The sequence below is a fragment of the Marinobacter sp. CP1 genome (genome assembly GCF_001266795.1).
GTDB lineage: Bacteria > Pseudomonadota > Gammaproteobacteria > Pseudomonadales > Oleiphilaceae > Marinobacter > Marinobacter flavimaris.
Genome location: NZ_CP011929.1, coordinates 752040 through 774402, shown reverse-complemented (window position 1 = coordinate 774402; position 22363 = coordinate 752040). Strand labels below are relative to the sequence as shown.

Below are 22363 nucleotides of genomic sequence, written 5' to 3'. Positions count from 1 at the left end.
TTCTCATTCTATGGAGAGGTCCCTCCAGAGCATCATGGTTAACCCGACCGACACACGCAACCTCGTTCTCATCGGCATGCCCGGCAGCGGCAAGAGCACGGTGGGTGTGCTGCTGGCCAAACGTCTGGGTTTCGGGTTTGTCGATACCGATTTGCTCATTCAGGAAGAAGCCGGTCGTACTCTCCAGGCAATTGTAGACCAGGATGGCTACATAGCCCTGCGTCGAATAGAAGAACAGGTGCTTCTCAAACTGGATGTCCGGCACAAGGTTATCAGCACGGGAGGCAGCGCCGTCTTCAGTGAACGTGCCATGGAACATCTCAAAAGCAACGGCACCGTCGTGTTTCTCGACATCCCGCTTGAACTGGTTATCGAGCGAATCGGCGATCACAGCATGCGGGGCATTTCCCGGAGGCCGGATCAATCTTTGGACGCCCTGTTCGAAGAGCGTTTTGAACTGTATTCCCGGTATGCGGACGTGACGGTGAAAGGGGAGGGTCTCAATCAGGATCAGGTCTGTGAGGCGGTGGTCGAGAGCCTTATTTCGCCGCAATACTGAACTTCAGTATTAGCTCAAGTTAAGGTGCATCCAGACAGACCTCGCTGCTACAGTCCCATGATGTGTTGGGAGGACTTAATGATGAAGAACTGGACTTACGCACTTGCGATCGTTTTTGCTGGACTGTTTTCAGGAACGGCTCTGGCTGAAACATCACCCGAGGATTCTTCCGTGGAGTCGCTTAAGCAGGAAACCGGTGAGTTGGGTGAGGCGCTTCAGGAGTATGGTTCTGATCAGAAAGAGCAGGCCGAGGATTCGATCAACAAAACATTGTCGGCCCTGGATAAACGCATCCAGGAGCTTGAGCAACAACTCTCGAAAAACTGGGACGATATGAGCGATACCGCCCGAGAGCGGTCCCAGAAGAGCCTCGAGTCGTTGCGAGAACAGAGGGCTCGTGTCCAAAACTGGTATCAGGAACTGAAAGACAGCTCGGCATCCGCCTGGGAGAAGGCTCGAAAGGGATTTTCCGATGCCTATGAAGCGCTTTCAGAGCAATGGAACAACACCGAGGAGGAGTTGCAGGACTCGGAAAAACGCTCCGACAGCATCTGAGCTGGCCCCGCGCTGGTCAAGTCAACTCCGCCCGATCAAGACGTTTCTTCCGGTACTGGTTCGGGCGGCAGTCTCTTTCCCGCTAGATTCTCCATCAGCCGGCAGGTCACCAGGTCGCCCGTCACGTTGATGGCCGTCCGGCACATATCCAGGATTCGATCCACGCCCATGATCAGTGCGATGCCGCTGGGAGGGATGCCCACGGTTTGCAGCACCATGGCAAGGATCACGATGCCTACCCCGGGCGTGGCCGGTGAGCCGATGGACGCGCCCACAGCCATGGCGACCACGAGCGCCATACTGCCCATGCTGAGATCAATGCCGTAGACCTGTGCAAGAAAGATGGTAGCAACGGCCTGGTAGAGTGCCGTGCCGTTCATGTTGATGGTGGCGCCCAGGGGAATCACGAACTGGGAAACCGACGGCCGGACACCGAGCTTGTCTTCGGCGGTTCTTATGGAGAGCGGCATGATGGCCGCCGAGCTGGATGTGGAAAAGGCCAGCAACAGCACATCCCGGGTGTCTTTCAGGAACCGGACGGGGGATTGGCCGGCGAGCAGCTTCAGGATCAGCATGTAAACGCCCAGAAGTACCAGCAAGCCCGCAATGACGGTTGCGACGTAAGATGCCATGCCCAGCATTGCCCGGAATCCCAGGGTGGTTGTGAGTTGGGCCATCAGGCCGAACACGGCAATGGGGGCAAGGCGCATTGCCCAGCGTACGACCGTCATGCAGATTTGCTGGAGGGAATCGAGCAGGTCCAGCATGGGCCTGGATTTTTCCGGGGCCATGCTCACCAGGGCAATGCCGACAATGATGGAGAAGATCACCACCTGGAGCATCTGGCCTTCAACCATGGCATCGAGCGGGTTGCCCGGTAGCAGCCCGATCAGGGTCTTGGGCAGCTCATCCACACCCGGCATGGAGGCAACAGGCACACTGTTTTCCCCGGCCTCAACGGGAGTGCCGAGCCCTGCCATCATTCTGCCGGGGTTGATCAGGTCGCCGATCCAGAGACCTATCGATGCTGCCATGGCCGTCGTGATTACGAAAAAGCCGGTTACCCTCAGGCCCAGCTTTCGCAACTGTTCAAGGTCTTCGCTGGCGGCGAGCCCGCGAACCACCGAGGCAATTACCAGGGGGATTACGATCATCTGGATGGTGGCCAGAAACAGTTGCCCCGGGAAAGCCAGCCAGTTACCGATCAACGTCCCGGTTTCCGGTTCCACGAGTCCCACCGACGGTCCCAGGAGCGTGCCTGTAATCAACCCGAGGAACATGCCAATGAGCACCTTCAGCCAGAGCTTTCCCTGCACCAGCCCCGAGAGGTAGCTGCTGAGATGACGCAGTGGCCGTGGGTAAAAATCGCTCGTCTGGTTTGGCATTGCCTTGAATCTTCCCTGTTTCTGTTGGAGCTACCCTGAAAGCATAGCCCATGCTGGCTCTGCGTTTGTGAGGCAGATCAATCCGGCATCAGGTTGATTTCTTCGGCAGTCAGTGAGCGGTATTCGCCGGCCGCCAGGTCATCGTCCAACAGGATATTTCCCATCCGTTCCCGATGCAGGGCCGTTACGCGATTACCGACGGCATGGAACATGCGCTTCACCTGATGGTAACGGCCTTCGTAAATGGTCACTCTGGCTTCACAGGGGCTCAGAAGATCCAGGTCAGCAGGTGAGGTGGTGAGTTGCTCGAACTCAAACCAGATGCCCTCCGCGAATCGATGAGGGGTCTCTGGAGAAATCGGATAGGCGGTGCTGACCCGGTAGACTTTCGGGATCTTGATTCGGGGCTCGGTAAGCTGGCGTGACCAGCGGCCATCATTGGTGAGAATCAGCAGGCCCGTGCTGGCGCGGTCGAGTCGTCCGGCAATGTGCAGATCCTCGCGCAGTTCTGGCGAGATCAGCTCCATCACGGTCCGATGGGTGTCGTCGAGCGTTGCACTCAGAAAACCTGCAGGTTTGTGGAGCATGAGGTAATGGCAGGCTTCAGCCTCTTGAATGATATCGCCGTCCATCCGTACGCATGAAAACCGATCCACCTCGGCAGCAGCATCGCGGCAGGTGACGTCATTTACGGCCACCCGACCGGAAGCAATCAGAAAATTGGCCTGACGGCGACTGATGTCATTCCGGTTGCTGAGAATTCGTGAAAGCTTCATGGTGTGAATCGGCTATGCTGAATGTAAACCCCCGATAATAATACGAGGAAATGCCATGCCATTCTCTGTTGATCACCTTGCCGAACTCAATTTGCTGGGCCAATTTCCTTCCACCTCGACTCAGGAAGGGCTCAAGGTTCATGCCCATTCGGCGGCTCCGGAAACTGTGAAGGCCGCCGAAAACCTGCATGCCAAGGGGCTGATCAGCCAGAAAGATGGCGGCTACCTCACGCCGTTGGGGGCAGAGGCAGTGGATCTGACCCAGAAGCTCCAGTCGATTCTCAGTAGCTCATAAAGCGCGGATGACCTGTCCGGCCTTTGAGACCCGGTGCCCTCCCGCGTTAGGGTGAGGCCATGAGCAACTGGAAGAAGTCGCCCGTCCTCTGGATGGGCGGGAGCATTGCCGCCGTTGGGCTGATAGTCGGTCTGCTTTACGCCTTCGGTGTGCATCAGCAGGTCGTTGAGCTTCTGCGCTGGTTTGATACCCAGGGGGCCTGGGCGGCTCTCCTCTTTGTCGGCATCATGGTGCTGGCCATGGTGCTGCTTCTGCCCGGGGTGTTGTTGACCACCGGAGCGGGTTTCGTGTTCGGCGTGTTGGAAGGCACAGCCTACGTGGTGGTGGGCACTACGTTGGGCTCGGCCATTGCCTTTCTGGTTGCCCGGCATTTTCTTGGTGAGCACGCCCGTGTGTACATTCGCAGCCGCGCGCGATTGTCTGTCGTCAGCAACGAAATGGCGCCTCACGGCTGGAAAATCGTACTCCTGACCCGTCTGATCCCTTTCTTCCCCGGCAAGCTGTCCAATTTTCTGTTCGGTCTCACCAACTTCTCGTTTGGCGGTTTCGTTGTCGGCACCTTTTTCGGTGTGATTCCCTTTTCCCTGCATAACGTGTATCTCGGCTCGCTTGCCGCCGACCTGTCAACTCTGGGTGTGCGGGAAACCGGCCGTTCACCCCTGGAGTGGGCCATTTACGGTGCCGGTTTCGTAGGCACGGTAATGGCCGTGGTGTTTCTCAATCGTCTCGCCCGGCGGGCACTCGCCCGTTACAAGGTCGAGACTGAGCCAACAGAACAGGAGGCAAACGAATGAGCTGGATGAAGTGGCTGCCCTGGCGTTACCTGGTAAAACGCGTGGCCCACCGCCATGGTTTCCTCGATCCGATCGCGCTGCTCGGGAAACTTCACAGTTTTGCCCAGCCTTCGGAAGTCGGCGAGCCCATCGAACTGCTCCGGGCCGGCGTGGTTTTCCATGCGCGGGGGCTGATCAACAGTCGGGTCATCCAGCACAACCTCGATTGGGTCTGGCCTTACTGGGTGGAGCGCCAGTTCGACCCCGAAGACATTGCCTTCATTCCCCGGGCATTCTCGATTACCCACATCAATCTCAGTAACCGTAACTGGACGGCCATCGGCCAGCCGGATGTGGATGAGTTGCCCGTGGTGGATCCCCGGGGGTTGCTGACACCGTTCCATGACGGCTGGTCACTGGATGCGTGGCTGCTGGCGGACAATGGCCGGTGCCTTCTGCCCTCTCGTTGCAAAACGGCCCGGCAACGCCAGGAACTTGAGGGTGGTCCCTGCGTGGTCACAGAGTCCGAACTGGACGGGCTGGCCCTGACCAGTCGTTCCCGGGTGGTAGTCGAAAACGGCCGGGCGGTTTGCGAAATGGTCGTGAAGGCCCGGGCCGAGACTTCCGGCTCTCTGGTCATATCCTTGCGCCCCGCCAATCCTGAAGGAATCAGCTTTATCAACAAGGTCCGGCTGTCCGAGCAGAGAGACGCCTGGACCATAGATGGCAAGCAGGCGGTGTTTTTCAGTCGCCCGGCAGAGCGTCATCATGTGTCGAACTATCGCGAGGGTGATGTTCGGATTCATCTGCAGGACAAGGAAGACCAGTGCGAAGGGCAGTGCGACGTCGGCATGGTCACCGCAGCGGCCCTGTTCCGGGTCGAAGCAGGTGAGGAGTCGGAGCTCAGGCTCAGGGTGCCGCTGCAGGATGAGTCGGCGCCAGTTATTCGCTCTGACGGCTGGGCGGCCGCCCTTCATGGCCATGCCCGCCTGGAGTGCCCCGACGAAAACTGGCAGTTCCTCTATGACGCCGCCCTGAATTCCCTGGTGCTGCACTCTCCGGAAGATGTGTACCCCGGGCCCTATACCTACAAGCGTTTCTGGTTTCGCGATGCCGCGTTCATTATCCATGCCTTGCTCTGTGCAGGTCTGACAGATCGCGCTGAGCGGGCGCTCTACCAGTTCCCGGCGCGGCAACTGAAAAACGGCTATTTCCGCTCCCAGGAAGGGGAATGGGATGCCAATGGAGAAGTGCTCTGGATTCTGAGGCGGTTCCATGAGCTTACTGGTCGACCTCTACACCCGGAGTGGCAGGAGCCGGTGCGCAAGGGCGCTCGCTGGATCGAGAATAAACGCCTGAGTGAAAATATCGAAGGGCCTCACGCTGGCCTTTTGCCCGCCGGATTCAGCGCCGAACACCTGGGGCCCAATGATTATTACTACTGGGACGACTTCTGGGGCATCGCCGGCCTGAAGGCCGCCGAATCACTGTTTGCCCCGATTGACCGGGAAACCAGCGAGCATTTTGGCGCCGGTGCCCAAGAGTTCAGCCAGACCGTTGATCGCAGTCTGGCAACCTGCGAGCAGCGACTCAAGCGACCGGGAATGCCGGCCTCGCCCTATCGCCGCCTGGATGCGGGCGCCATAGGCTCACTGGCGATGGGTTATCCGACCCAGCTGTGTGAGCCGGATGATCCCAGGTTGCTGGACTGTGCCGAATTCCTGCTCGAAAAATGCTTTGTGAAAGGGGCGTTCTATCAGGACATGATTCACTCGGGTCTTAACGCCTACCTCACCCTGCACGTGGCTCAGGTTCTCCTGCGTGCGGGCGATGCTCGATTCCTGGATCTGGTGGATGCGGTGGCTGGCCTGGCATCGCCCACCGGGCAATGGCCGGAAGCCATACATCCGGCGACCGAGGGCGGCTGTATGGGCGATGGTCACCATGTCTGGGCGTCGGCCGAGTGGGTGTTGATGGTCCGCAACTGCTTTGTCCGGGAGGAGGGAGATCGTCTCATTCTCGGAGCTGGTATCCCTCCCCGGTGGCTGGAGCAGGACAAACCAATCCGCTTCGGGCCGGCACCGACCAGTTTCGGATCCGTGTCCGTCACCATTACGCCCCGGCCGGGCGCAGCACCCGAAGTCACCTGGGAGGGTAACTGGCACGATTCCGAGCCGGCTATCGAAGTAAGGCTGCCGGAGACCCGTGCCTGACAAACTGTACTGGTCACGAAACCGGATTTCTGTATCTGTTTTGTTTGCCTGCTAACTTATAAAGTAAGCTGACTGACAAATACATCGAATCCGGTTGAGTTTCATGCGCTCACTGTTTTACTCGTTTTTCGTGCCCGCGCTGTTCGTCTGGCTGTGGAGTACTGGTTTTATCGGGGCCAAGTACGGTCTGCCCTTTGCGGAGCCGTTTACGCTGCTGCTGATCCGCATGCTGCTGACACTGGTGGTGCTTGGAGCCTTGGCCTGGGTCATGAAAACCCGCTGGCCGGGCTGGCGAGGTGCCGGACACCTTGCGGTTACCGGGATGTTGGTGCATGGCTGCTATCTGGGCGGTGTCTACTACGCGATTCAGGATGGCATGGCGTCCGGAATTGTTTCCCTGATTGTGGGGCTGCAACCCCTGGTGACGGCTGCGGCGGCGGTGGCAATCCTCAAGGAAACAGTCAGCGGACGTCAGTGGATTGGACTTATACTGGGGCTGGTCGGTGTCGCGCTTGTCCTCCTCGAGAAGTTCGGTATGAGTGGTCAGGCCTCCGGCTTTTCTCCCTGGAGCCTGCTTTGGGCGGGTTTTGCCCTCGCTGGAATTTCCATGGGCACGGTCTACCAGAAGCGCTTCGGCGCCAGCGCGGATCTGGTGGCCGGCACGCTGATCCAATTTGCGGCAGCGGCCGCCCTGTTTGCCATTGGAGCCTTCGCCCTCGAAACCCGCGAGGTTGAGTGGAGCCTGCAGTTGCAGTTGTCCATGGCCTGGCTTGTGATTGGGTTATCCACCGGCGCCGTCCTTCTTCTGATGTGGCTGATACGCCAGGGTGCTGCTTCCCAGGTGGCCAGTCTGTTCTACCTGGTGCCTCCGGTTACCGCGCTGGAAGCGTATCTGCTGTTCGATGAGCGCCTTGGAGGACTGGCAATGACAGGCGGGCTCGTCGCTATCGTTGGTGTGGCTCTGGTTGCCACCCAGAAAAAACCAGCCTAGGAAGGGTGTCCGGGAGTGGCTAATACATGACGGATGCGACCAAAGGGGTCTGGTATGGCCTGAGTGCCTACACGATCTGGGGCTGTTTTCCTCTGTTCTTTGCCCTGTTTGAGGGTGTGCCGGCCTTTGAAATCTTGATTCACCGGATCATCTGGTCCTGTGTTTTTCTCGCTGTGGTCATAAGTGGCCTCCGTCGCTGGCCTGCTGTGAGAGCGGCATTGGCGAATCCGAAGCAGCTCTGGCGCGTTCTTGCCTGTGCGCTGCTCATTGCCGCCAACTGGGGCATCTACATTTATTCCGTGGAAACCCGCCATGTTCTCCAGGCCAGCCTGGGCTATTTCCTGACGCCACTGGTGAATGTCGCCCTGGGCATGCTCGTGCTTCGCGAACGCATGGGGCCGTGGCAGATGGCTGCGGTGATGCTCGCAGGCGTTGGTATTCTGATCCAGCTTGCGATGCTTGGTGAACTGCCGTGGATTTCACTCGCCCTTGCCATGAGTTTCGGTACTTATGGCCTCGTTCGAAAACAGGTGGTGCTCGATGGGCTTTCCGGCCTGTTCGTTGAAACCATGCTGCTGTTGCCGGTCGGCCTGCTGACCTTTGGATGGCTGGCGAGCGAGGGAATGTCGCACTTCGCCGACAGTGCCTACATTGGCAGCCTGCTGATGGCCAGCGGCATTGTGACAGCCATTCCGCTGCTACTTTTTGCCGGTGCCGCCCGGCGCCTGCGGTTGGCGACCGTCGGCTTCCTGATGTACATCAATCCCACCCTGCAGTTCTTTATTGCCCTGCTCGTGTTCGGCGAGCCTTTGAGTGATGCCCAACTGACGAGCTTTGTGGTGATCTGGATTGCACTGGGCCTGTACAGCTGGTCTTCCTGGCACTACCGGCCGCGGGTGCCGGTGGGCCAGGATTGAGTTTGCCACCCTCAGGACTACACCGCTCAGGAGAGTGTCGCGAGCAGATCATTGATGGCCCGGGCGAAGGGCACGGGTGAATCTTCCTGAAGAAAATGACCGCCCTTGAGGGTTACGTGGGGCTGGTCTTTTGCACCTGGAATCCGCTTCTGCATATAGGCGTCGCCGCCCCGAGTGATCGGATCGCCATTGCTGAAGGTGGTCAGAAACGGCTTTTCCCAACGTTCGAGCACTTTCCAGGCGTTCCGGTTAGCCTCACTGGCGGGATCGTCCGGGTGCATCGGCACCAGTCTGGGGAAGGCCCGGGCGCCGGCTTTGTACTTTTTGCCAGGGAAGGGCGCGTCGTAGGCCCGCATTTCATCGGGGCCCAGCTTGCGGAAAGAGCCGGTGTTGATGATCCGTGCAATGGGAAACCAGGGACTGTGCAGGGCAAAATTCTTCCAGATCTTGAAGGCCGGCGGGGCTGTCTGATCGCCGGTAGGTAACATGCCGTTGCCCACCACAATGGCCCGGAACCGTTCCGGATTCTCCGCCGCCAGCCGCAGCCCCAGCAATGAGCCCCAATCCTGGCATACCAGAGTGATGTTGGTGAGTCCGAGCTGATCGAGGAACGACTGCATCCAGTCCATGTGCTGCTGGAAGGAATAGTCGTCAAGGGACGTGGGTTTGTCGGACTTGCCGAAACCGATCAGATCCGGGGCGATAACCCGGTGGCCGGCCGCCGCGCAGATCGGAATCATATGCCGGTAGAGGTAGGACCAGGAAGGTTCGCCATGCATCATCAGAACGGGACTTGCGTCGGCCGGCCCTTCATCCACGTAGTGCATACGCAGCCCGTCCACCTCCACGTAGTGGGGCTCAAACGGGTAATCCAGGAGTCGTTCAAAGCGTTTTTCCGGGGTTCTGACAAAATCCATCGAGCTTGCCTTGTTGTTCATTATTGTGAGGGAATGGTCTAAAGGATTGTGATGGAGCAGGGGAGTAGAGACAAGCGCCATGGCTTATTGGCTGATATGCAATTCCGGTGCTGGCGATGGTGAGCGAGGCCGGGACTTCTGGCTGGAGCACCTGGCAACTGCCGGTATCCACGATCCTCTATGCCGTGACTTTGAGGAATCCGACTGGAGCACCAGGCTCGACGACCGGGACACGCTTATAGTCGCGGGCGGAGACGGTTCGGTAAGCCGGGCCGCCGCCGTTTGCCGGGAGAAGGGGGCCACCCTTGCTGTCCTGCCGTCTGGTACAGCCAACGACTTTGCCCGGAATCTGGGGCTTCCCCACCAGCCGGGAGCGCTGTGTAAGTTGATTGCCAGCGGCCGAACGCAAATGGTGGATGTCGCGGATTATGGTGACGGTATGTTTTTGAACGTTGCCCATGTCGGCATGGGAACCCTCCCTGCACGAGAATCCCGCAGTACCGAAAAAAAGCTCTTCGGGCGCTTCAGCTATGTGGTCGAATTATTACGCCGGCTGAATGCGAAGCGAGGCTTCAGGGCAACCATCCGTTGCGATCGGGGCGTCGTGAAGGGCCGGTGGCTTTCCATCGCGGTGGCCAATGGCGCTTTTTTTGGCGGTGGCAACGAGATTCCCGAGGCATCCGTCAGCGATGGCCAGCTGGCTATTGTCGCGGTCCGGCCACGCCCCATTCTTCAGCTTTTGTTCACGTTTCTGATGGTTCGCCTGAACCGGCAAACTCCTCGGCGCACCAGTACGCTGGTCCATATCAGGAGCCAACGCTGCCTGGTACACACCGGCAAACCTAAGACCGTTACGGCCGACGGGGATGTGGTCTCCAGAACGCCTCTCAACGTAGTCTGCAAGAGCGGCTGCCTGCGCGTGATTGGTGACAGGATTGTCAGCACTGCCGACGGTGACGCAGGAGACGTTATCTCTGGTGGCACCTGAGCTCCACAGAAAGATGGCAGGTTTTCCAGATACGTTTTGTCACTGACTTTTTCCGCAGGAAGCGCAATCATGGGTTTTGCTGGCATAATCAACCAGAAAGGCTGACATTAAATGCCAGTATGTCGCTTTTGCAATCATGTCCCTGGTTTATGGCCACTCAATGCGGCCGCCTGGCTTCCGTTCCAGCTGAATCGTCGAAAAGGACTAGAGAATGCCCACAGAAACTGCACCGGTCTCCTCGAAGTTAATCACAGGCATTAAAACCGGCCTCATCGCGTTGACCCTGTCGGCCATTGGCCTCCCGGTCCTTGCGGCCGAGCGCCTGTATATCTTTACGGAAAACTACCCTCCCTATAATGCCTCTGAAACCGGAAAAGGGTTCGCCCACAATGAAGACGACATAACCGGCATCTGTGCGGATATGGTCAAGGCGATGCTGTCCCGGGTCGACTATGACTACGTGATGAAAATGCGGGACTGGAGTTACGCCTACAACTGGGTACAGGATCGCGAAAATCATGGTCTGTTCTGCACCGCGCGCACCGACGAGCGGGAAGATCAGTTTCAATGGGTAGGTCCTCTGGCATCAATCAAGTGGACGTTGTTCGCCGCGCCAGACTCCGATATCACTCTGGACTCCCTGGAAGAAGCCAAAGACCTGAGAATCGCCGGGTACAAGGGCGATGTGATGTCCGAGTACCTGGTTGATCAGGGATTCAACGTGGTGATGGGGGTTTCAGGTGATGTGAACACTCGTCGCCTTACCCTCGGCCAGGCCGACCTGTGGGTTACCGACGGCCTGGTGGGCCCCCTGATGGCAGAGGAAGAGCACGGTATCACCGGGCTGCAGCCGGTGCTGGTATTCCGGGAGACGCCCATGTATCTGGCATTCAGCAACAATACCGATCCGGCTGTGATCGAGGATCTCCAGCAGGCTCTGGACGAGGCTCGTGAGGCTGGAGAGATCGAAAGAATCGCTGCCAGCTACGAATAAGCAATCAGGGATGGGCGGAATTTTCAGAACCAGAGCCCGATCTGCGGATCGGGCTCTTTGCGTTCGATCAGCAACCCGTTCTTCTCAAGCATGCCAATGAGCTTTTCGGTATCCTCGATGTTCAGGAAGCCGCCAATTGATACTTCGGTATCCCGATGGGTCAGAGAGAGCTTCGCCGGTGTGAACGGGTGCGGCGGTGAGGCAACCCTGAGCCGCGCATAACGGGTGGGAAGGGTCCACTCGGCCTGCTTGCGCTTTCTGCCTTTCTCCAGATGAATGTCCTCATCGTCGATGGACAGCACCTCCTGCCGCTGGCACTCCCGCGAGGTCAGGTAGATGCCGCAAGCGAGCGCAATCAGCTCCAGCCCGGCAAACGGAATAATCACCCAGGCGCCCATAAGCGTAAAGCCCGTTGCGATAAGGGCTGAAAGCACGAACAGGGCGGCCCAGATCCGGACATTGCCATGCCAGCTGAGGGAACGGTTGGGTGTCAGGACCAGCCGGAAACCATCCGGATGTGGCAAGCGTTCCACCATGGAATCTGCCTCAGTTTTAACGCGCCGCTAGACTTGATGATAGTCAATTATACGGTGAGTGCGACTTGATCAGATCTGACAGTTGGCTGGAGGAACCGTTTCGAAAACCGAGCGGGCAGTCTCCAGCTGATTTTGCAGGGAGGCAATGCGGGTGTCGTGATTCGGATGGGTGGACAGAAATTCCAGCGGTTGTGCGCCCGAAGCCTGCGCCATGTTCTGCCAAAGCCTGACACTCTGGCCCGGTTCAAAACCGGCCCGGGCCATGATTTCCAGGCCCATCAAATCGGCCTCCTCCTCATGGGCACGACTGAACGGCAGCGTAATACCCAGTTGGGCGCCAATGCCCAGAGCCTGCTGTATCTGGTTCTCCGCAATTTCACTTTCGGTGAACAGGCCCACCAGCAGCATTCCTGCTTGCAGGCCCAGTTCCTGGGTCAGGCGTTCATTGCCGTGGTCGGCAAGAACATGGGCTATTTCATGACCAATGACCGTGGCCAGTTGGGCCTGGTTTTCGGCCAGTTCAAGTAGCCCTGAATGCACGCCGATCTTGCCTCCGGGGAGGGCAAAAGCGTTGGGAGTGGCATTTTCAAAGACGGCAATCTCCCAGGACTGTGGCATTGGAGCGTCCGGATATCGGGTGTGGGCGGCGCTGACCAGGGCCTCCGTAATGCACTGCACTAAGCGGTTGATGTCAGGCCTTGTGATTACGGCATTTTGCTGCTTTATCTGCGCGAAGCTTTCCTGGCCCATATCAGCCAGAACGGCATCGGGTACCAGAGCCAGCCGGTTCCGACCAGTGGGGGATTCCTGGCAGCCGGTCAGGAAGGTGACAGTCACGAGGATAAGCAAAAGCGATTTCAAGCAGGTCTCCGTTACCCGTAAAGTAAAACTCTGATTTTATCGTTAGTATCCGCGGTCGGGGAGACTTACGCCATCCTGTCAGCGTTTGTTGCGGGTCTTTGGTAGGATGGTAAGTCGGTTATGGGGGAAAGACGGTTATGAGGGTGATGTTGCTGGGCGCTACCGGCCTGACTGGTGGCAAAGTGCTACAGGGTTTGCTGGGAAGGGAGGAAGTTTCGCAGGTGGTGGCGCTGGTGAGGCACAAACTGCCGACGCTGCATGACAAACTGGCACAGCATGAAGTCGATTTCGATCGCTTGGAGGATCACGCCGAACTGTTCGATGTGGATGTGATTATCTGCTGCCTGGGCACCACCATCAAAAAAGCGGGCTCACAGGATCAGTTCCGGAAGGTGGATCTGGGCTACCCGATGAAAGCGGGTGAGCTGGGTCGCTCCCGTGGAGTACGAGCGTTCATCCTGATGTCTGCGATTGGAGCCTCGTCGTCGTCGACTATTTTCTATAACCGGGTAAAGGGCGAGCTTGAAGACGCCCTGAGAGATCTCGACTATCCCTACCTGTCCATCTATCACCCGAGTCTGTTGTTGGGCGATCGCAAAGAACAGCGCACCGCCGAGGCCCTGGGCATAAAAGCGATGCCACTGGTGAACCGTCTGCTGATCGGTCCCCTGGATAAGTACCGCGGCATCGAGGCGCAAACGGTGGCCAATGCCATGGTCAATGAGGCGTGTAGGCTGGCCTCAGAGCCTGCTGCCGAGCAGGTGGTCCAGACGCGCGAGTACGATGAGATTGTCCAGCTGGCGGGCTGAGCCGGTTATTTCCCGTTCAGAATGCCGACAACCAGACGGCCGGCCAGGCCAATGAGAATGGCCCCGAAGATACGCTCGAACCACACGGCTTTCTGTCTGAGCAGGGTCAGCCATTTCGGGTTGGAGAACAGCCAGGCAACGATCAGGTACCAGCTGGTATCAATGACAAGGGCGGTTGCGGCATAGCCGAACTTGGCCATCAGGCTGGTGTCGGTGCCCACCACCTGACTGAACAGGGCCAGGAAGAATACCGCGATTTTCGGGTTGAAGAAGGCAATCAGAAAACCGTCACGGGCCGCACTTTTGGTGGTGGGCGGCTCGGGCAGTTCGTCATCCGCCTGCCGCTTTGCCATCAGTCCTTTCACGCCCAGCCAGGCCAGGTACAGGGCGCCGCCCCATTGCAGAATTGAAAACGACGTTGGCGAGGCGGTGATGATGGCGGCGAGCCCGAGGATGCTCAGAAAGGCATAGATGCCGACACCGATGCCATGGCTAAGAGCGGTGATGATGCCGTTGCGCCGACCACCGGTGAGCGTCTGCTTGAGCACCAGTGCCAGCGAGGGTCCCGGGGACATAGCGCCCAGAATGCAGATGGTGACCACGGTCAGCCAGGTTGCAAGCGTCATGGTGGGTCAGTCCTTTGCAATTGAAACAGGCTGCCGATTCTAGCAGCCTGTCCGCCGGTAAAAACCTGGAAACTGCAATCAGTTCAATGCTCAATCACCCGCCAGAATCCACCTGGCGGCCTTCTCGGCAATCATCAGGGTTGGCGAATTGGTGTTGCCGCTGGTGATCGTGGGCATTATCCCGGCATCCACCACGCGCAATCCCGCCACACCCCGGACCCTCAGGTGTGGGTCCACTACTGCCTGTTCATCATCGGCTCGCCCCATACGGGTAGTGCCCACCGGGTGAAAGATCGTGGTGCCGATGTCGCCCGCCAGCTTCGCCAGCTCGTCGTCGGTCTGGTACTCAAGTCCTGGTTTGAATTCCTCCGGCTCGTACTGCATGAAGGCAGGCTGTTCGGCAATACGGCGCGTCACCCGCAAAGAGTCTGCAGCAACTTTCCGGTCTTCCGGCGTGCTCAGGTAATTGGGGGATATCGCCGGTGCCTGTTTTGGATCGTTGCTGCGGATGCGCACCGAACCCCGGCTGGTGGGGTTCAGATTGCAAACGCTGGCAGTGATGGCCGGGAAATTGTGAAGCGGCTGCCCGAAAGCGTCCAGGCTAAGGGGCTGCACATGGTATTCGATGTTGGCGTAATCGTATTCCTCGGAACTGCGGGTAAACAGACACAGCTGTGAGGGCGCCATACTCATCGGCCCCGAGCGTGTAAGCAGGTATTCCAGGCCGATCCTGGCCTTGCCGATCAGGGAGTTAGCCATGGTGTTCAGCGTTGTGACCCCTTTCACCTTGTACACAGACCGGATCTGCAGGTGATCCTGGAGGTTCTCGCCAACGCCGGGCAGGTCGGCAACTACATCAATGCCGTGTTCCTTGAGGAGGTCGGCGGGACCAATGCCCGAGAGTTGGAGCAATTGCGGGGAGCCAATGGCGCCAGCGGACAGGATAACTTCCCGTTTTGCCCGGGCGATAACGTCATCGCCGCCAGACCGCTCGACCCGAACGCCGACACAGCGAGGCCCGGAACCGGCGTTTTCTGTCTCGAGCCCTAATACATGGGTTGAGTGCCATAGGGTCAGGTTGGAACGCTTTTCCGCGTTCCTCAGGAACGCTTTGGACGTATTCCAGCGCCAGCCGGAGCGCTGGTTCACCTCAAAGTAATCCACGCCCTCGTTGTCGCCGCGGTTGAAATCCCGGGTCCGGGGTATGCCCGCCTCGACGCAGGCAGTGGCAAAGTCCTCCAGCACTTTCCACTTCAGGCGCTGATGCTCCACACGCCATTCCCCGCCGTGACCGTGGTACTTGCGGTGCTCCGGATCGGCATCGCCGCCTTCATCAAGGCGGTAGTGATCTTCATGGCGCATGAAATCGGGAAGACAGTTGTCCCAGTTCCAGGCGTCCTCGCCGGTAATTTCGGCCCACTGCTGGTAATCCCGGGCCTGGCCACGAATATAGAGCATTCCGTTGATGCTGGAGCAGCCTCCCAGAGTCTTGCCGCGGGGGTAGATGAGGGATCGGCCGTTCAGGCCAGGATCGGGCTCGGTACGGAAACGCCAGTCTGTTCGCGGATTGTCGATGCAGTACAGGTAGCCCACCGGGATATGAATCCAGTGGTAGTTATCCCGTCCGCCAGCCTCGATCAGTAGCACCCGATTCTCCGGGTTTGCGCTCAGCCGGTTGGCCAGCAGGCAGCCGGCAGTGCCGGCGCCGATAATGATGTAATCGAACTCCTGATGTCCCGTCGCATTGTTGTTGTCGGACATGGCGTTTTCTCCGCTGCTGGTTTTCTAGTTACTTGGCGGTCGGCATCACAAATTCCGCACCGGCATCAATGGAATCGGACCAGCGCTGCATGATGGATTTCTGGCGCGTGTAGAACTTCACGCCCTCTTCGCCGTAAGCGTGGGTGTCGCCAAACATCGAGCGCTTCCAGCCGCCAAAGCCGTGCCACGCCATGGGTACGGGAATGGGTACGTTAATCCCGACCATGCCGACCTGGATTCGGCGGCCAAATTCCCGGGCCACGCTGCCGCTCTCGGTGAAGCAGCTGACACCGTTGCCGAATTCGTGGTCGTTGATCAGACGAATCGCCGTTGCGATATCGGGTACCCGGACACAGGCCAGAACCGGTCCGAAGATTTCTTCACGATAGATCGTCATATCGGGCGTGACGTGATCAAACAGTGAACCGCCCATCCAGAAACCATCGGCGCAGCCATCGCCGGTGTTCGAGGCATCGAACTCCCGGCCATCCACGACCAGCTCGGCACCTTCTGCCATACCCTTGTCAATGTAGCCGGTAATGCGCTGGTGTGCGGCGGCGGTAACAATCGGGCCCATCTCGGCATCCAGCTGTTCGCCGTTTTTCACTTTCAGGCTTCGGGCCCGCTCGGCCAGTCTTGGCACGATCTTGTCCGCAACATCCCCGACAAGCACCGCCACACTGATGGCCATGCAGCGCTCGCCGGCACTACCATAAGCGGCACCGATCAGGGCATCGACCGCTTTGTCGAGATCGGCGTCCGGCATCACCACCATGTGGTTCTTGGCGCCGCCGAGGGCCTGAATGCGCTTGCCGTGTTTGGCGCCTTTCTCGTACAGCAGGTTGGCAATCGGAGTGGATCCGACAAAACTCAGGGCCTGGACATCCGGATGCTCGATCAGGGCGTTCACCGCGTCCTTGTCACCCTGCACCACGTTAAATACGCCATCGGGCAGTCCGGCCTGTTTCAGCAGGTCGGCGATCATCAGGGAAGCACTCGGGTCCAGGGGGCTGGGCTTCAGGACAAAGGTATTGCCTGCCGCGATGGCTACCGGAAACATCCACATGGGCACCATCGCCGGGAAGTTGAACGGGGTAACGCCGGCGACCACGCCCAGGGGCTGGCGGGTGGTCCAGTTATCGATACCCGTGCTGACCTGCTCGGTGTAATCGCCTTTCAGAAGCTGGGGAATGCCGCAGGCGAACTCGACGATGTCGATGCCCCGGGCTACTTCGCCCTGGGCGTCCGTAAATACCTTGCCATGCTCCGCGGTGATGGCGCGGGCCAGGTCATCCTTGTGGGTCTTCAACAGTTCCAGAAACTTGAACATGACCCTGGCCCGGCGAATGGGCGGTGTGTCGGCCCAGGCGGGGAATGCAGCATCGGCGGCAGCAACAGCGGCGTCTACGTCCTCACGGCCGGCCAGAACTACGCGGCCTGTGACCTGTCCGGTGGCCGGATTGAACACGTCCTGGGACTGGCTGGATGTGCCGAGAGATATTTCGCCATTGATATAATGCTGGATGGTTGCGTTGGTCATGGATGCCTCTGTCTTTTCGCGATTGGCCGCTCGAAATGGCAGAAATGCATTCTGCTAAGGGCCCTTAAGGAGCTTTGGGTAATTTCTGACCATACAGGTTAGGTGTGGCAAAGGGGGAAAGCAATTGAGATTTTCAAAAGCCAGATATAAGGTAATCTTATATCGAGAACCTGAAACGAGACGCTTATGTACCCCCTTCAGAGCCTTCGGGCGTTCGTTACTGTCGCCCGTGAGGGCAGTGTAAGCCGCGCCGCCACTCGCCTCCATCTGACTCAGCCCGCCGTCAGCCTCAAGCTCAAGCAACTGCAGGACGAACTGGAACTCAAACTGTTCCTGCGCAAGCCCCAGGGTCTGGTGTTGACCCCCGATGGCCAGGCTCTCTTGCCTTCGGCTGAAAAAGCACTCGCTGCCATGGCGGCGTTTGAGCAGAGCGCCCGGGCATTGCACAACACCCTTCGAGGGCGGTTGCGGATTGGTACCATCGTGGATCCCGAATTTATCCGTCTCGGGGCGTTTCTGCACCGCCTGGTGGAGCGGGCGCCACAACTGGAAACCGAACTGCGTCAGGGTATGAGTGGTAGCGTGTTGGAGCAGGTGCGGGATGGCCGGCTAGATGTCGGTTTTTTTTCTGGCGCCGCCAGGCGTCGGGCCGGGTGCACTGGCGCCGGACGTGGTGCACCGTGAGCTGACCCGGTTTCACTACTATGTGGTTGCGCCGGCGGGTTGGGGGCCGAGGCTTCGGTCGGCGCAGTGGTCCGACTTGGCAGTTATGCCCTGGATTGTGACTCCAGAAGACTCCGTTCATCACCGGCTGCTTAAAGGCACTCTGGAACCCATGGGGTCAATGCCGCGGGGCGTAGCCCAGGTCGATCAGGAGGCGTGCATGCTGGACCTGGTCAGGGCAGGTGTGGGTTTGAGTCTCGCGCGGGATGCATTGGCGATGGCTGAGCGCCAGGAAACCGGCCTGGAAATTGTTGAGGGGTTGCAGTTGCCTTGCGCGCTCAGTTTCGTATGGCACCAGGACCGACAGGGCGAGCCTCTGATCGCGGAGGCTCTGGAAGCCCTGGCGGGTGTCTGGGCGGTTAGCCCAACGTAGCATCCAGGAACATCATTACGGCAAAACCGCCCATCAGGCAGAAGGTGGACATGATTTTCCATTGCCGGTGATGGGTTTCGGGGATAATTTCATTGCTGATGATGAACAGCATGGCGCCTGCTGCGAAGCCAAGGGTCCAGGGCATTATTGGCTCGGCAAGCCAGACAAGCGTCGCTCCGAAGAGACCACCCAGTGGCTCGGCCAATCCAGTCATCAGGGCAATGCTGAAGGCCTTGATTCGCGAGTAGTTGATGGCCAATAGCGAAAAAGCGACGGCCAGCCCCTCCGGAATGTTCTGGAGTCCGATACCGGTGGCAAGAACATAGCCATTATTGACATCGCCGCCGGCAAAACCGACGCCCACCGCCATGCCTTCGGGGAAGTTGTGGAGGGTTATAGCGACAATAAAGAGCCAAATGCCGCGGATGTAAGAAGCGTCCGATCCTTCCCGGCCCAGTTCGAAGTGCTGATGCGGCAGCTTCTGGTGCACAAAGTAGAGGGCAGCGGCACCGGAGAGCAGGCCGAAAATGACAATCAGCGCGGCGGTCCAGGTCTCGCCAGTAATCTGTTCGCCGTACTCGAGGCCAGGTAGTAACAGAGAAAAAAATGACGCCGCCAACATCACGCCTGCGGCTGAAGCCAGCATACCGTCCTGCAGTTTATGGGTGAGGGTACGGACAAGAAACACACCCAGGGCGCCCACGCCACTGGCAAGGCCCGCCAGCAGGCTGGCAATGGTTCCCAGCCAGACAATACTGATGTCAGAAGTCATTCAGTCTCCCGTTGGCTTGTAATGTCAGCATAGCAGCTTGAAGTAGCTACGCCGGAGGCCCCGCTGTGGGTTCCTCCGGCTGCATTTCTCGGGAGAGAAAAGCGATCAGGCGGCGTTCTGCTCGCGCCAGGCCAGCTCGTTGGAAATGGTGGCCTTCGGTTGCAGCATCGCGAAATCGATGTCTGCAATCTCTTTGCCGTCTTTGAGGCGCTGCACGAAGTCCGGGTTTGCGAGCGCCTTCTTGCCCACCGCAAGCAACGTGTCCGGGAACTGGTTGGCCACATCCTGGCAGTTGGTTTCATCAATGTTGCCATTGAGGATAAGACCGATCCCTTCAACGCTGGCGGCCACGCCAGCCAGGCTCTCATCACCCTCTACAAAATGCTTCCGGTTAACGTCACCGTCGGTTGTATGGACGAAATCGGCACCTGCATCGCGGACCGCTTCCACAATCTGACGGAATCCGGCTTCACCCTCCGGCAGCTGGTGGTCTGGATCAGTGACCGTGCCCTGAGACAGGCGGATGCCTACGGTGAAGTCCTCGCCAACGGCCTCGCGAATCGCACGGACCACTTCAACCACCAGGCGCAGCCGGTTTTCCAGTGAACCACCGTACTCATCGTCGCGTTGGTTAAAGTAGGTGCTCAGGAACTGATTCAACAGATAGCCGTTGGCCCCGTGAATCTCAATGCCATCGAAGCCGGCGGCTTTCGCATTGGCGGCGGAATGTGCAAAACCTTCAACCGCCGCCTGAATGTCGGTCCTGGTCATGGCGCTGGGCGTTTGCCACTCAGTCTGGTCGCCATAGAAACCAAGCGGGGCGCCTTTTGGGGTAACTTCGCTGGGCGCCTGTGGCTGGTCGGTGAAACGGTTGGCCTGGAACTGCGCGCCGGCGTGCATCAACTGAACGATGATCTTGCTGCCTGCGGCGTGTACCCGTTCGACAATGGTCTTCCAGCCATCTATCTGCGCTTCGTTGATGATGCCGGGCTGGTTGGCATAGCCCTGGCTTGCCTTGCCATCGGTATAGGTTCCCTCGGTGATCACCAGACCAAAGCCGCCCCTCGCGTAGCGTTCGTAATGGTCTGCCATCAGGGCATTCGGGGTGCCGTCCGGCTCCGCACTGGTGCGTGTCATTGGTGCCAGGGCGAATCGATTAGGTACCTCGATGGTGTTGAATTTGATGGATTGCATCACGTCGCTCATAGATACCCTTTCATGTTGTTGAATTGGACGAGGGATACTATCGGGGCGCAGCGCCTTCTCTAAAAGCGAAGAATATCGACACAGCCTGTCAGTATTTTTGAATGATTATTCTGAGGTGCCGGTTTTGCTGTCGGAATGGCCAAGGGAGCGTTCCGGTGCAACCTGGTCGCGAACCAATTGCTTGAGTTTGGTAATTTCCGGGAAGCCGCCGTCTTGCTTGCGGGACCAGACCCGCTTGCCATTGACCCACACCTCGAAAATACCGCCAGTGCCGGGGTGCAGGCTCAATTCACTGATCTCGCCTTCGAAGGTTGTCAGCAGCTCCTGCGCCATCCAGGCCGAGCGCAGAAGCCAGCGGCAACCGGTGCAATAGTGGATATCGATTTTGTTGGTCATGATGGTGTCTGTGACTCCTTTGTTTGATGGCGGTCCAGCTGCAGAGTAAGACGTTGAAAAAGCTGATCCTGAAAGTCCCGGCAAAGCGGGTACAGATGACCGAGGCCGGGCATCGGGGTCAGCTCTGCGACTGGTAGATTTTTGGCGAGGTGGCGAGCGTAGTCCATGGGCACGAATGGATCCTCCTCGCCCTGGTAGATGAATACCGGGGTCCGGATATCGCGAAGACTGAACCCCCAGTTTCCAAGTTCGGTCAGTAAATCGGTGGTAATGGCTCGTCCGCCACTGTTGAGACACATGAGCTGATCACGCTGGAATTCGCCGTCGCTCAATAGCTTCCTCAATAGCTGGCGGTCATGCCTGCTGGCCATTTCCTCGGCACCTTTGAGATAAAGTCCCGGGTGACGCCTGGATAGCCAGGCAATCAATGTGACGGCCAGCCGGGTCAATCGGGGACTGAGCCTGACCAGTTGCGGGCCCGGCCATCGTGTGGCCTGAACCAGTCCGCCGGAGCCTGGATATTCCGCAAAATGGGTGAGCCCGGAAAGGCAGACCCCGAGATCAACCCGATCCGCGAGTCGGTAACAGCAGGCCAGGGTCCGGGAACCGCCGCTGGACCAGCCGATGTGACTGAAGCGCGCCAATTCCAGGGAATCGGCAAGCTGCTCGATATCGGCCGGGTAATCGAGCAGCTTGCGCCCTGGCTGGAAATCGGAGTTGCCGATACCGGGGCGGTCGGGGGTCAGGATGCGAAACCCGTGCTCCCTGGCTTTTTCATCAAAGAAGCGGCCTTCCAGACGGCTGCCCGGCATACCGTGCCCAAAGACAATCGGGTAGCCGAGGGGGTCGCCAACGTCCGTGAACGCCAGGGTCCTGCCATCTGAAAGCGTTAGAACCCGGTGCCACCGCGCATCGGCACTAATTTGTGTCATTCGTGGGGTAGACCGAGCGCGACAGGGTGGGCTCACAGCCGACAACTCTGCGGGCCTGTTTGTGAGCGTGGAGATACCAGCGTTGGCCGGCTTTTGCGAACGTGTTTTTGCTCACGTCAAAGTCTACGTTTTCCATGGTTGCCGGAATAGGCGAGCCGTCGGCGTGGCGATAAACGCAGCTCACGCCAATGGTCAGCGCTGTCGCTGCCGGTAGTTCAATGAATCCGTCTTCTCTTACAGCCGGCTCATTGTCGTTTATCGCAATGACCTTGAGACACGGACCGTAATGAACCTTCTCAAGATCATCCAGGTATTCGTTGAGACAATGGTTGGCGCTGACGAAAACGGTGTCTCCGTCAATTTCGTCTTCGGCGGGCGGCAGCGACTGACATCCCTGCAGTAAGAGTATCCCGAAAACCAATAGCAGGGTCTGTTTCATGATATCTCCTCAACTGATGCGCGTAT

General features: G+C 58.6%; 25 protein-coding genes. 12 read left to right on the top strand and 13 right to left on the bottom strand.

Annotation, left to right across the window (positions count from 1 at the left end; all coding sequences use genetic code 11):
- Positions 1–34 precede the first annotated feature (34 nt).
- Together ACP86_RS03610 and ACP86_RS03605 are read left to right on the top strand one after the other, a co-directional pair.
- Complete coding sequence (locus tag ACP86_RS03610; RefSeq protein WP_053112787.1) at positions 35–559, top strand: shikimate kinase; 525 nt, start codon at positions 35–37, stop codon at positions 557–559.
- Positions 560–637: 78 nt separating this feature from the next.
- Positions 638–1114, top strand: a complete 477-nt coding sequence (locus tag ACP86_RS03605) for a hypothetical protein (protein WP_053112786.1) — start codon at positions 638–640, stop codon at positions 1112–1114.
- Positions 1115–1149: 35 nt separating this feature from the next.
- On the opposite strand, the gene ACP86_RS03600 is transcribed toward ACP86_RS03605, so the two are convergent.
- Together ACP86_RS03600 and ACP86_RS03595 are read right to left on the bottom strand one after the other, a co-directional pair.
- Positions 1150–2499 carry a dicarboxylate/amino acid:cation symporter gene (locus tag ACP86_RS03600; RefSeq protein WP_053112785.1) on the bottom strand — a complete coding sequence of 450 codons (1350 nt, stop codon included), beginning with the start codon at positions 2497–2499 and terminating at the stop codon, positions 1150–1152.
- Positions 2500–2576: 77 nt separating this feature from the next.
- Complete coding sequence (locus ACP86_RS03595) at positions 2577–3275, bottom strand: pseudouridine synthase (RefSeq protein ID WP_008173846.1); 699 nt, start codon at positions 3273–3275, stop codon at positions 2577–2579.
- Positions 3276–3330: 55 nt separating this feature from the next.
- On the opposite strand from ACP86_RS03595, the gene ACP86_RS03590 reads away from it, so the two are divergent.
- From ACP86_RS03590 to rarD, 5 genes are all read left to right on the top strand, one after another.
- The gene (locus tag ACP86_RS03590) at positions 3331–3570 is read left to right on the top strand and encodes a TIGR02647 family protein (RefSeq protein ID WP_008173849.1); all 240 of its coding nucleotides are present in this window, start codon (positions 3331–3333) and stop codon (positions 3568–3570) included.
- Positions 3571–3629: 59 nt separating this feature from the next.
- Entirely contained in the window at positions 3630–4364 is a 735-nt protein-coding gene (locus tag ACP86_RS03585; protein WP_008173851.1) for a TVP38/TMEM64 family protein, read from the top strand.
- Entirely contained in the window at positions 4361–6556 is a 2196-nt protein-coding gene (locus ACP86_RS03580; protein ID WP_053112784.1) for a hypothetical protein, read from the top strand. The genes ACP86_RS03585 and ACP86_RS03580 overlap by 4 nt, the downstream gene beginning before the upstream one ends.
- A gap of 103 nt (positions 6557–6659) precedes the next feature.
- The gene (locus ACP86_RS03575) at positions 6660–7547 is read left to right on the top strand and encodes a DMT family transporter (RefSeq protein WP_053112783.1); all 888 of its coding nucleotides are present in this window, start codon (positions 6660–6662) and stop codon (positions 7545–7547) included.
- A 26-nt stretch (positions 7548–7573) separates the two neighbouring features.
- The gene (rarD, locus tag ACP86_RS03570) at positions 7574–8464 is read left to right on the top strand and encodes an EamA family transporter RarD (RefSeq protein ID WP_053112782.1); all 891 of its coding nucleotides are present in this window, start codon (positions 7574–7576) and stop codon (positions 8462–8464) included.
- A 26-nt stretch (positions 8465–8490) separates the two neighbouring features.
- On the opposite strand, the gene ACP86_RS03565 is transcribed toward rarD, so the two are convergent.
- The gene (locus ACP86_RS03565; RefSeq protein ID WP_053112781.1) at positions 8491–9381 is read right to left on the bottom strand and encodes a haloalkane dehalogenase; all 891 of its coding nucleotides are present in this window, start codon (positions 9379–9381) and stop codon (positions 8491–8493) included.
- Positions 9382–9460: 79 nt separating this feature from the next.
- Between ACP86_RS03565 and ACP86_RS03560 the strand changes: the two genes are divergently transcribed.
- Positions 9461–10369, top strand: a complete 909-nt coding sequence (locus tag ACP86_RS03560) for a diacylglycerol/lipid kinase family protein (protein ID WP_053112780.1) — start codon at positions 9461–9463, stop codon at positions 10367–10369.
- 211 nt (positions 10370–10580) lie between these two features.
- Complete coding sequence (locus tag ACP86_RS03555; protein ID WP_053112779.1) at positions 10581–11363, top strand: substrate-binding periplasmic protein; 783 nt, start codon at positions 10581–10583, stop codon at positions 11361–11363.
- 23 nt (positions 11364–11386) lie between these two features.
- On the opposite strand, the gene ACP86_RS03550 is transcribed toward ACP86_RS03555, so the two are convergent.
- Both ACP86_RS03550 and ACP86_RS03545 read right to left on the bottom strand, forming a co-directional pair.
- Positions 11387–11899, bottom strand: coding sequence for a DUF2244 domain-containing protein (locus ACP86_RS03550; RefSeq protein WP_008173864.1), 513 nt, complete (start codon positions 11897–11899; stop codon positions 11387–11389).
- A gap of 69 nt (positions 11900–11968) precedes the next feature.
- The gene (locus ACP86_RS03545) at positions 11969–12760 is read right to left on the bottom strand and encodes a M48 family metallopeptidase (protein WP_053112778.1); all 792 of its coding nucleotides are present in this window, start codon (positions 12758–12760) and stop codon (positions 11969–11971) included.
- Positions 12761–12897: 137 nt separating this feature from the next.
- On the opposite strand from ACP86_RS03545, the gene ACP86_RS03540 reads away from it, so the two are divergent.
- Positions 12898–13569, top strand: a complete 672-nt coding sequence (locus tag ACP86_RS03540) for an NAD(P)H-binding protein (protein WP_008173867.1) — start codon at positions 12898–12900, stop codon at positions 13567–13569.
- A 5-nt stretch (positions 13570–13574) separates the two neighbouring features.
- Here ACP86_RS03540 and ACP86_RS03535 read toward each other — a convergent pair whose 3' ends face one another.
- The 3 genes from ACP86_RS03535 to ACP86_RS03525 form a co-directional block, all read right to left on the bottom strand.
- Positions 13575–14195: a LysE family translocator gene (locus tag ACP86_RS03535; protein ID WP_053112777.1), complete on the bottom strand. Its 621-nt coding sequence runs from the start codon at positions 14193–14195 to the stop codon at positions 13575–13577.
- 90 nt (positions 14196–14285) lie between these two features.
- Positions 14286–15956 carry a GMC family oxidoreductase gene (locus ACP86_RS03530; protein WP_053112776.1) on the bottom strand — a complete coding sequence of 557 codons (1671 nt, stop codon included), beginning with the start codon at positions 15954–15956 and terminating at the stop codon, positions 14286–14288.
- Between the two features lie 28 nt (positions 15957–15984).
- Entirely contained in the window at positions 15985–17496 is a 1512-nt protein-coding gene (locus tag ACP86_RS03525) for a CoA-acylating methylmalonate-semialdehyde dehydrogenase (RefSeq protein ID WP_053112775.1), read from the bottom strand.
- A gap of 186 nt (positions 17497–17682) precedes the next feature.
- Here ACP86_RS03525 and ACP86_RS23430 point away from each other — a divergent pair, with 186 nt between their 5' ends.
- Together ACP86_RS23430 and ACP86_RS23425 are read left to right on the top strand one after the other, a co-directional pair.
- A complete protein-coding gene (locus tag ACP86_RS23430; protein ID WP_264752580.1) occupies positions 17683–18180 on the top strand; it encodes a LysR family transcriptional regulator in 498 nt (165 codons plus the stop codon).
- On the top strand, positions 18110–18592 hold the full coding sequence (locus tag ACP86_RS23425) for a substrate-binding domain-containing protein (protein ID WP_264752579.1): 483 nt from the start codon (positions 18110–18112) through the stop codon (positions 18590–18592). The genes ACP86_RS23430 and ACP86_RS23425 overlap by 71 nt, the downstream gene beginning before the upstream one ends.
- Here the strand turns inward: ACP86_RS23425 and ACP86_RS03515 are convergent.
- The 5 genes from ACP86_RS03515 to ACP86_RS03495 form a co-directional block, all read right to left on the bottom strand.
- On the bottom strand, positions 18579–19364 hold the full coding sequence (locus ACP86_RS03515) for a ZIP family metal transporter (protein WP_008173877.1): 786 nt from the start codon (positions 19362–19364) through the stop codon (positions 18579–18581). The two genes, ACP86_RS23425 and ACP86_RS03515, sit on opposite strands and share 14 nt — an antisense overlap.
- A gap of 105 nt (positions 19365–19469) precedes the next feature.
- Positions 19470–20570 (bottom strand): NADH:flavin oxidoreductase, encoded by a 1101-nt coding sequence (locus ACP86_RS03510; protein WP_053112774.1) that lies wholly within the window; start codon positions 20568–20570, stop codon positions 19470–19472.
- Positions 20571–20675: 105 nt separating this feature from the next.
- Positions 20676–20966, bottom strand: a complete 291-nt coding sequence (locus tag ACP86_RS03505; protein WP_008173882.1) for a SelT/SelW/SelH family protein — start codon at positions 20964–20966, stop codon at positions 20676–20678.
- Positions 20963–21898: an alpha/beta fold hydrolase gene (locus ACP86_RS03500; protein ID WP_053112773.1), complete on the bottom strand. Its 936-nt coding sequence runs from the start codon at positions 21896–21898 to the stop codon at positions 20963–20965. Before ACP86_RS03500 ends, ACP86_RS03505 begins: the two co-directional genes overlap by 4 nt.
- Entirely contained in the window at positions 21885–22337 is a 453-nt protein-coding gene (locus tag ACP86_RS03495; RefSeq protein WP_053112772.1) for a hypothetical protein, read from the bottom strand. Before ACP86_RS03495 ends, ACP86_RS03500 begins: the two co-directional genes overlap by 14 nt.
- Between the last annotated feature and the right edge of the window lie 26 nt (positions 22338–22363).

Bases quoted from the DNA above. Each gene is read 5' to 3' on its own strand.
- ACP86_RS03595 (WP_008173846.1), bottom strand. From the start codon at position 3,275: ATGAAGCTTTCACGAATTCTCAGCAACCGGAATGACATCAGTCGCCGT.
- ACP86_RS03505 (WP_008173882.1), bottom strand. From the start codon at position 20,966: ATGACCAACAAAATCGATATCCACTATTGCACCGGTTGCCGCTGGCTT.
- ACP86_RS03575 (WP_053112783.1), top strand. From the start codon at position 6,660: ATGCGCTCACTGTTTTACTCGTTTTTCGTGCCCGCGCTGTTCGTCTGG.
- ACP86_RS03565 (WP_053112781.1), bottom strand. From the start codon at position 9,381: ATGGATTTTGTCAGAACCCCGGAAAAACGCTTTGAACGACTCCTGGAT.
- ACP86_RS23425 (WP_264752579.1), top strand. From the start codon at position 18,110: ATGTCGGTTTTTTTTCTGGCGCCGCCAGGCGTCGGGCCGGGTGCACTG.
- ACP86_RS03515 (WP_008173877.1), bottom strand. From the start codon at position 19,364: ATGACTTCTGACATCAGTATTGTCTGGCTGGGAACCATTGCCAGCCTG.
- ACP86_RS03610 (WP_053112787.1), top strand. From the start codon at position 35: ATGGTTAACCCGACCGACACACGCAACCTCGTTCTCATCGGCATGCCC.
- ACP86_RS03585 (WP_008173851.1), top strand. From the start codon at position 3,630: ATGAGCAACTGGAAGAAGTCGCCCGTCCTCTGGATGGGCGGGAGCATT.
- ACP86_RS03510 (WP_053112774.1), bottom strand. From the start codon at position 20,570: ATGAGCGACGTGATGCAATCCATCAAATTCAACACCATCGAGGTACCT.
- ACP86_RS03600 (WP_053112785.1), bottom strand. From the start codon at position 2,499: ATGCCAAACCAGACGAGCGATTTTTACCCACGGCCACTGCGTCATCTC.
- ACP86_RS03580 (WP_053112784.1), top strand. From the start codon at position 4,361: ATGAGCTGGATGAAGTGGCTGCCCTGGCGTTACCTGGTAAAACGCGTG.
- ACP86_RS03495 (WP_053112772.1), bottom strand. From the start codon at position 22,337: ATGAAACAGACCCTGCTATTGGTTTTCGGGATACTCTTACTGCAGGGA.
- ACP86_RS03500 (WP_053112773.1), bottom strand. From the start codon at position 21,898: ATGACACAAATTAGTGCCGATGCGCGGTGGCACCGGGTTCTAACGCTT.
- ACP86_RS03550 (WP_008173864.1), bottom strand. From the start codon at position 11,899: ATGGTGGAACGCTTGCCACATCCGGATGGTTTCCGGCTGGTCCTGACA.
- rarD (WP_053112782.1), top strand. From the start codon at position 7,574: ATGACGGATGCGACCAAAGGGGTCTGGTATGGCCTGAGTGCCTACACG.
- ACP86_RS03525 (WP_053112775.1), bottom strand. From the start codon at position 17,496: ATGACCAACGCAACCATCCAGCATTATATCAATGGCGAAATATCTCTC.
- ACP86_RS03540 (WP_008173867.1), top strand. From the start codon at position 12,898: ATGAGGGTGATGTTGCTGGGCGCTACCGGCCTGACTGGTGGCAAAGTG.
- ACP86_RS03560 (WP_053112780.1), top strand. From the start codon at position 9,461: ATGGCTTATTGGCTGATATGCAATTCCGGTGCTGGCGATGGTGAGCGA.
- ACP86_RS03590 (WP_008173849.1), top strand. From the start codon at position 3,331: ATGCCATTCTCTGTTGATCACCTTGCCGAACTCAATTTGCTGGGCCAA.
- ACP86_RS23430 (WP_264752580.1), top strand. From the start codon at position 17,683: ATGTACCCCCTTCAGAGCCTTCGGGCGTTCGTTACTGTCGCCCGTGAG.
- ACP86_RS03605 (WP_053112786.1), top strand. From the start codon at position 638: ATGATGAAGAACTGGACTTACGCACTTGCGATCGTTTTTGCTGGACTG.
- ACP86_RS03555 (WP_053112779.1), top strand. From the start codon at position 10,581: ATGCCCACAGAAACTGCACCGGTCTCCTCGAAGTTAATCACAGGCATT.
- ACP86_RS03535 (WP_053112777.1), bottom strand. From the start codon at position 14,195: ATGACGCTTGCAACCTGGCTGACCGTGGTCACCATCTGCATTCTGGGC.
- ACP86_RS03530 (WP_053112776.1), bottom strand. From the start codon at position 15,956: ATGTCCGACAACAACAATGCGACGGGACATCAGGAGTTCGATTACATC.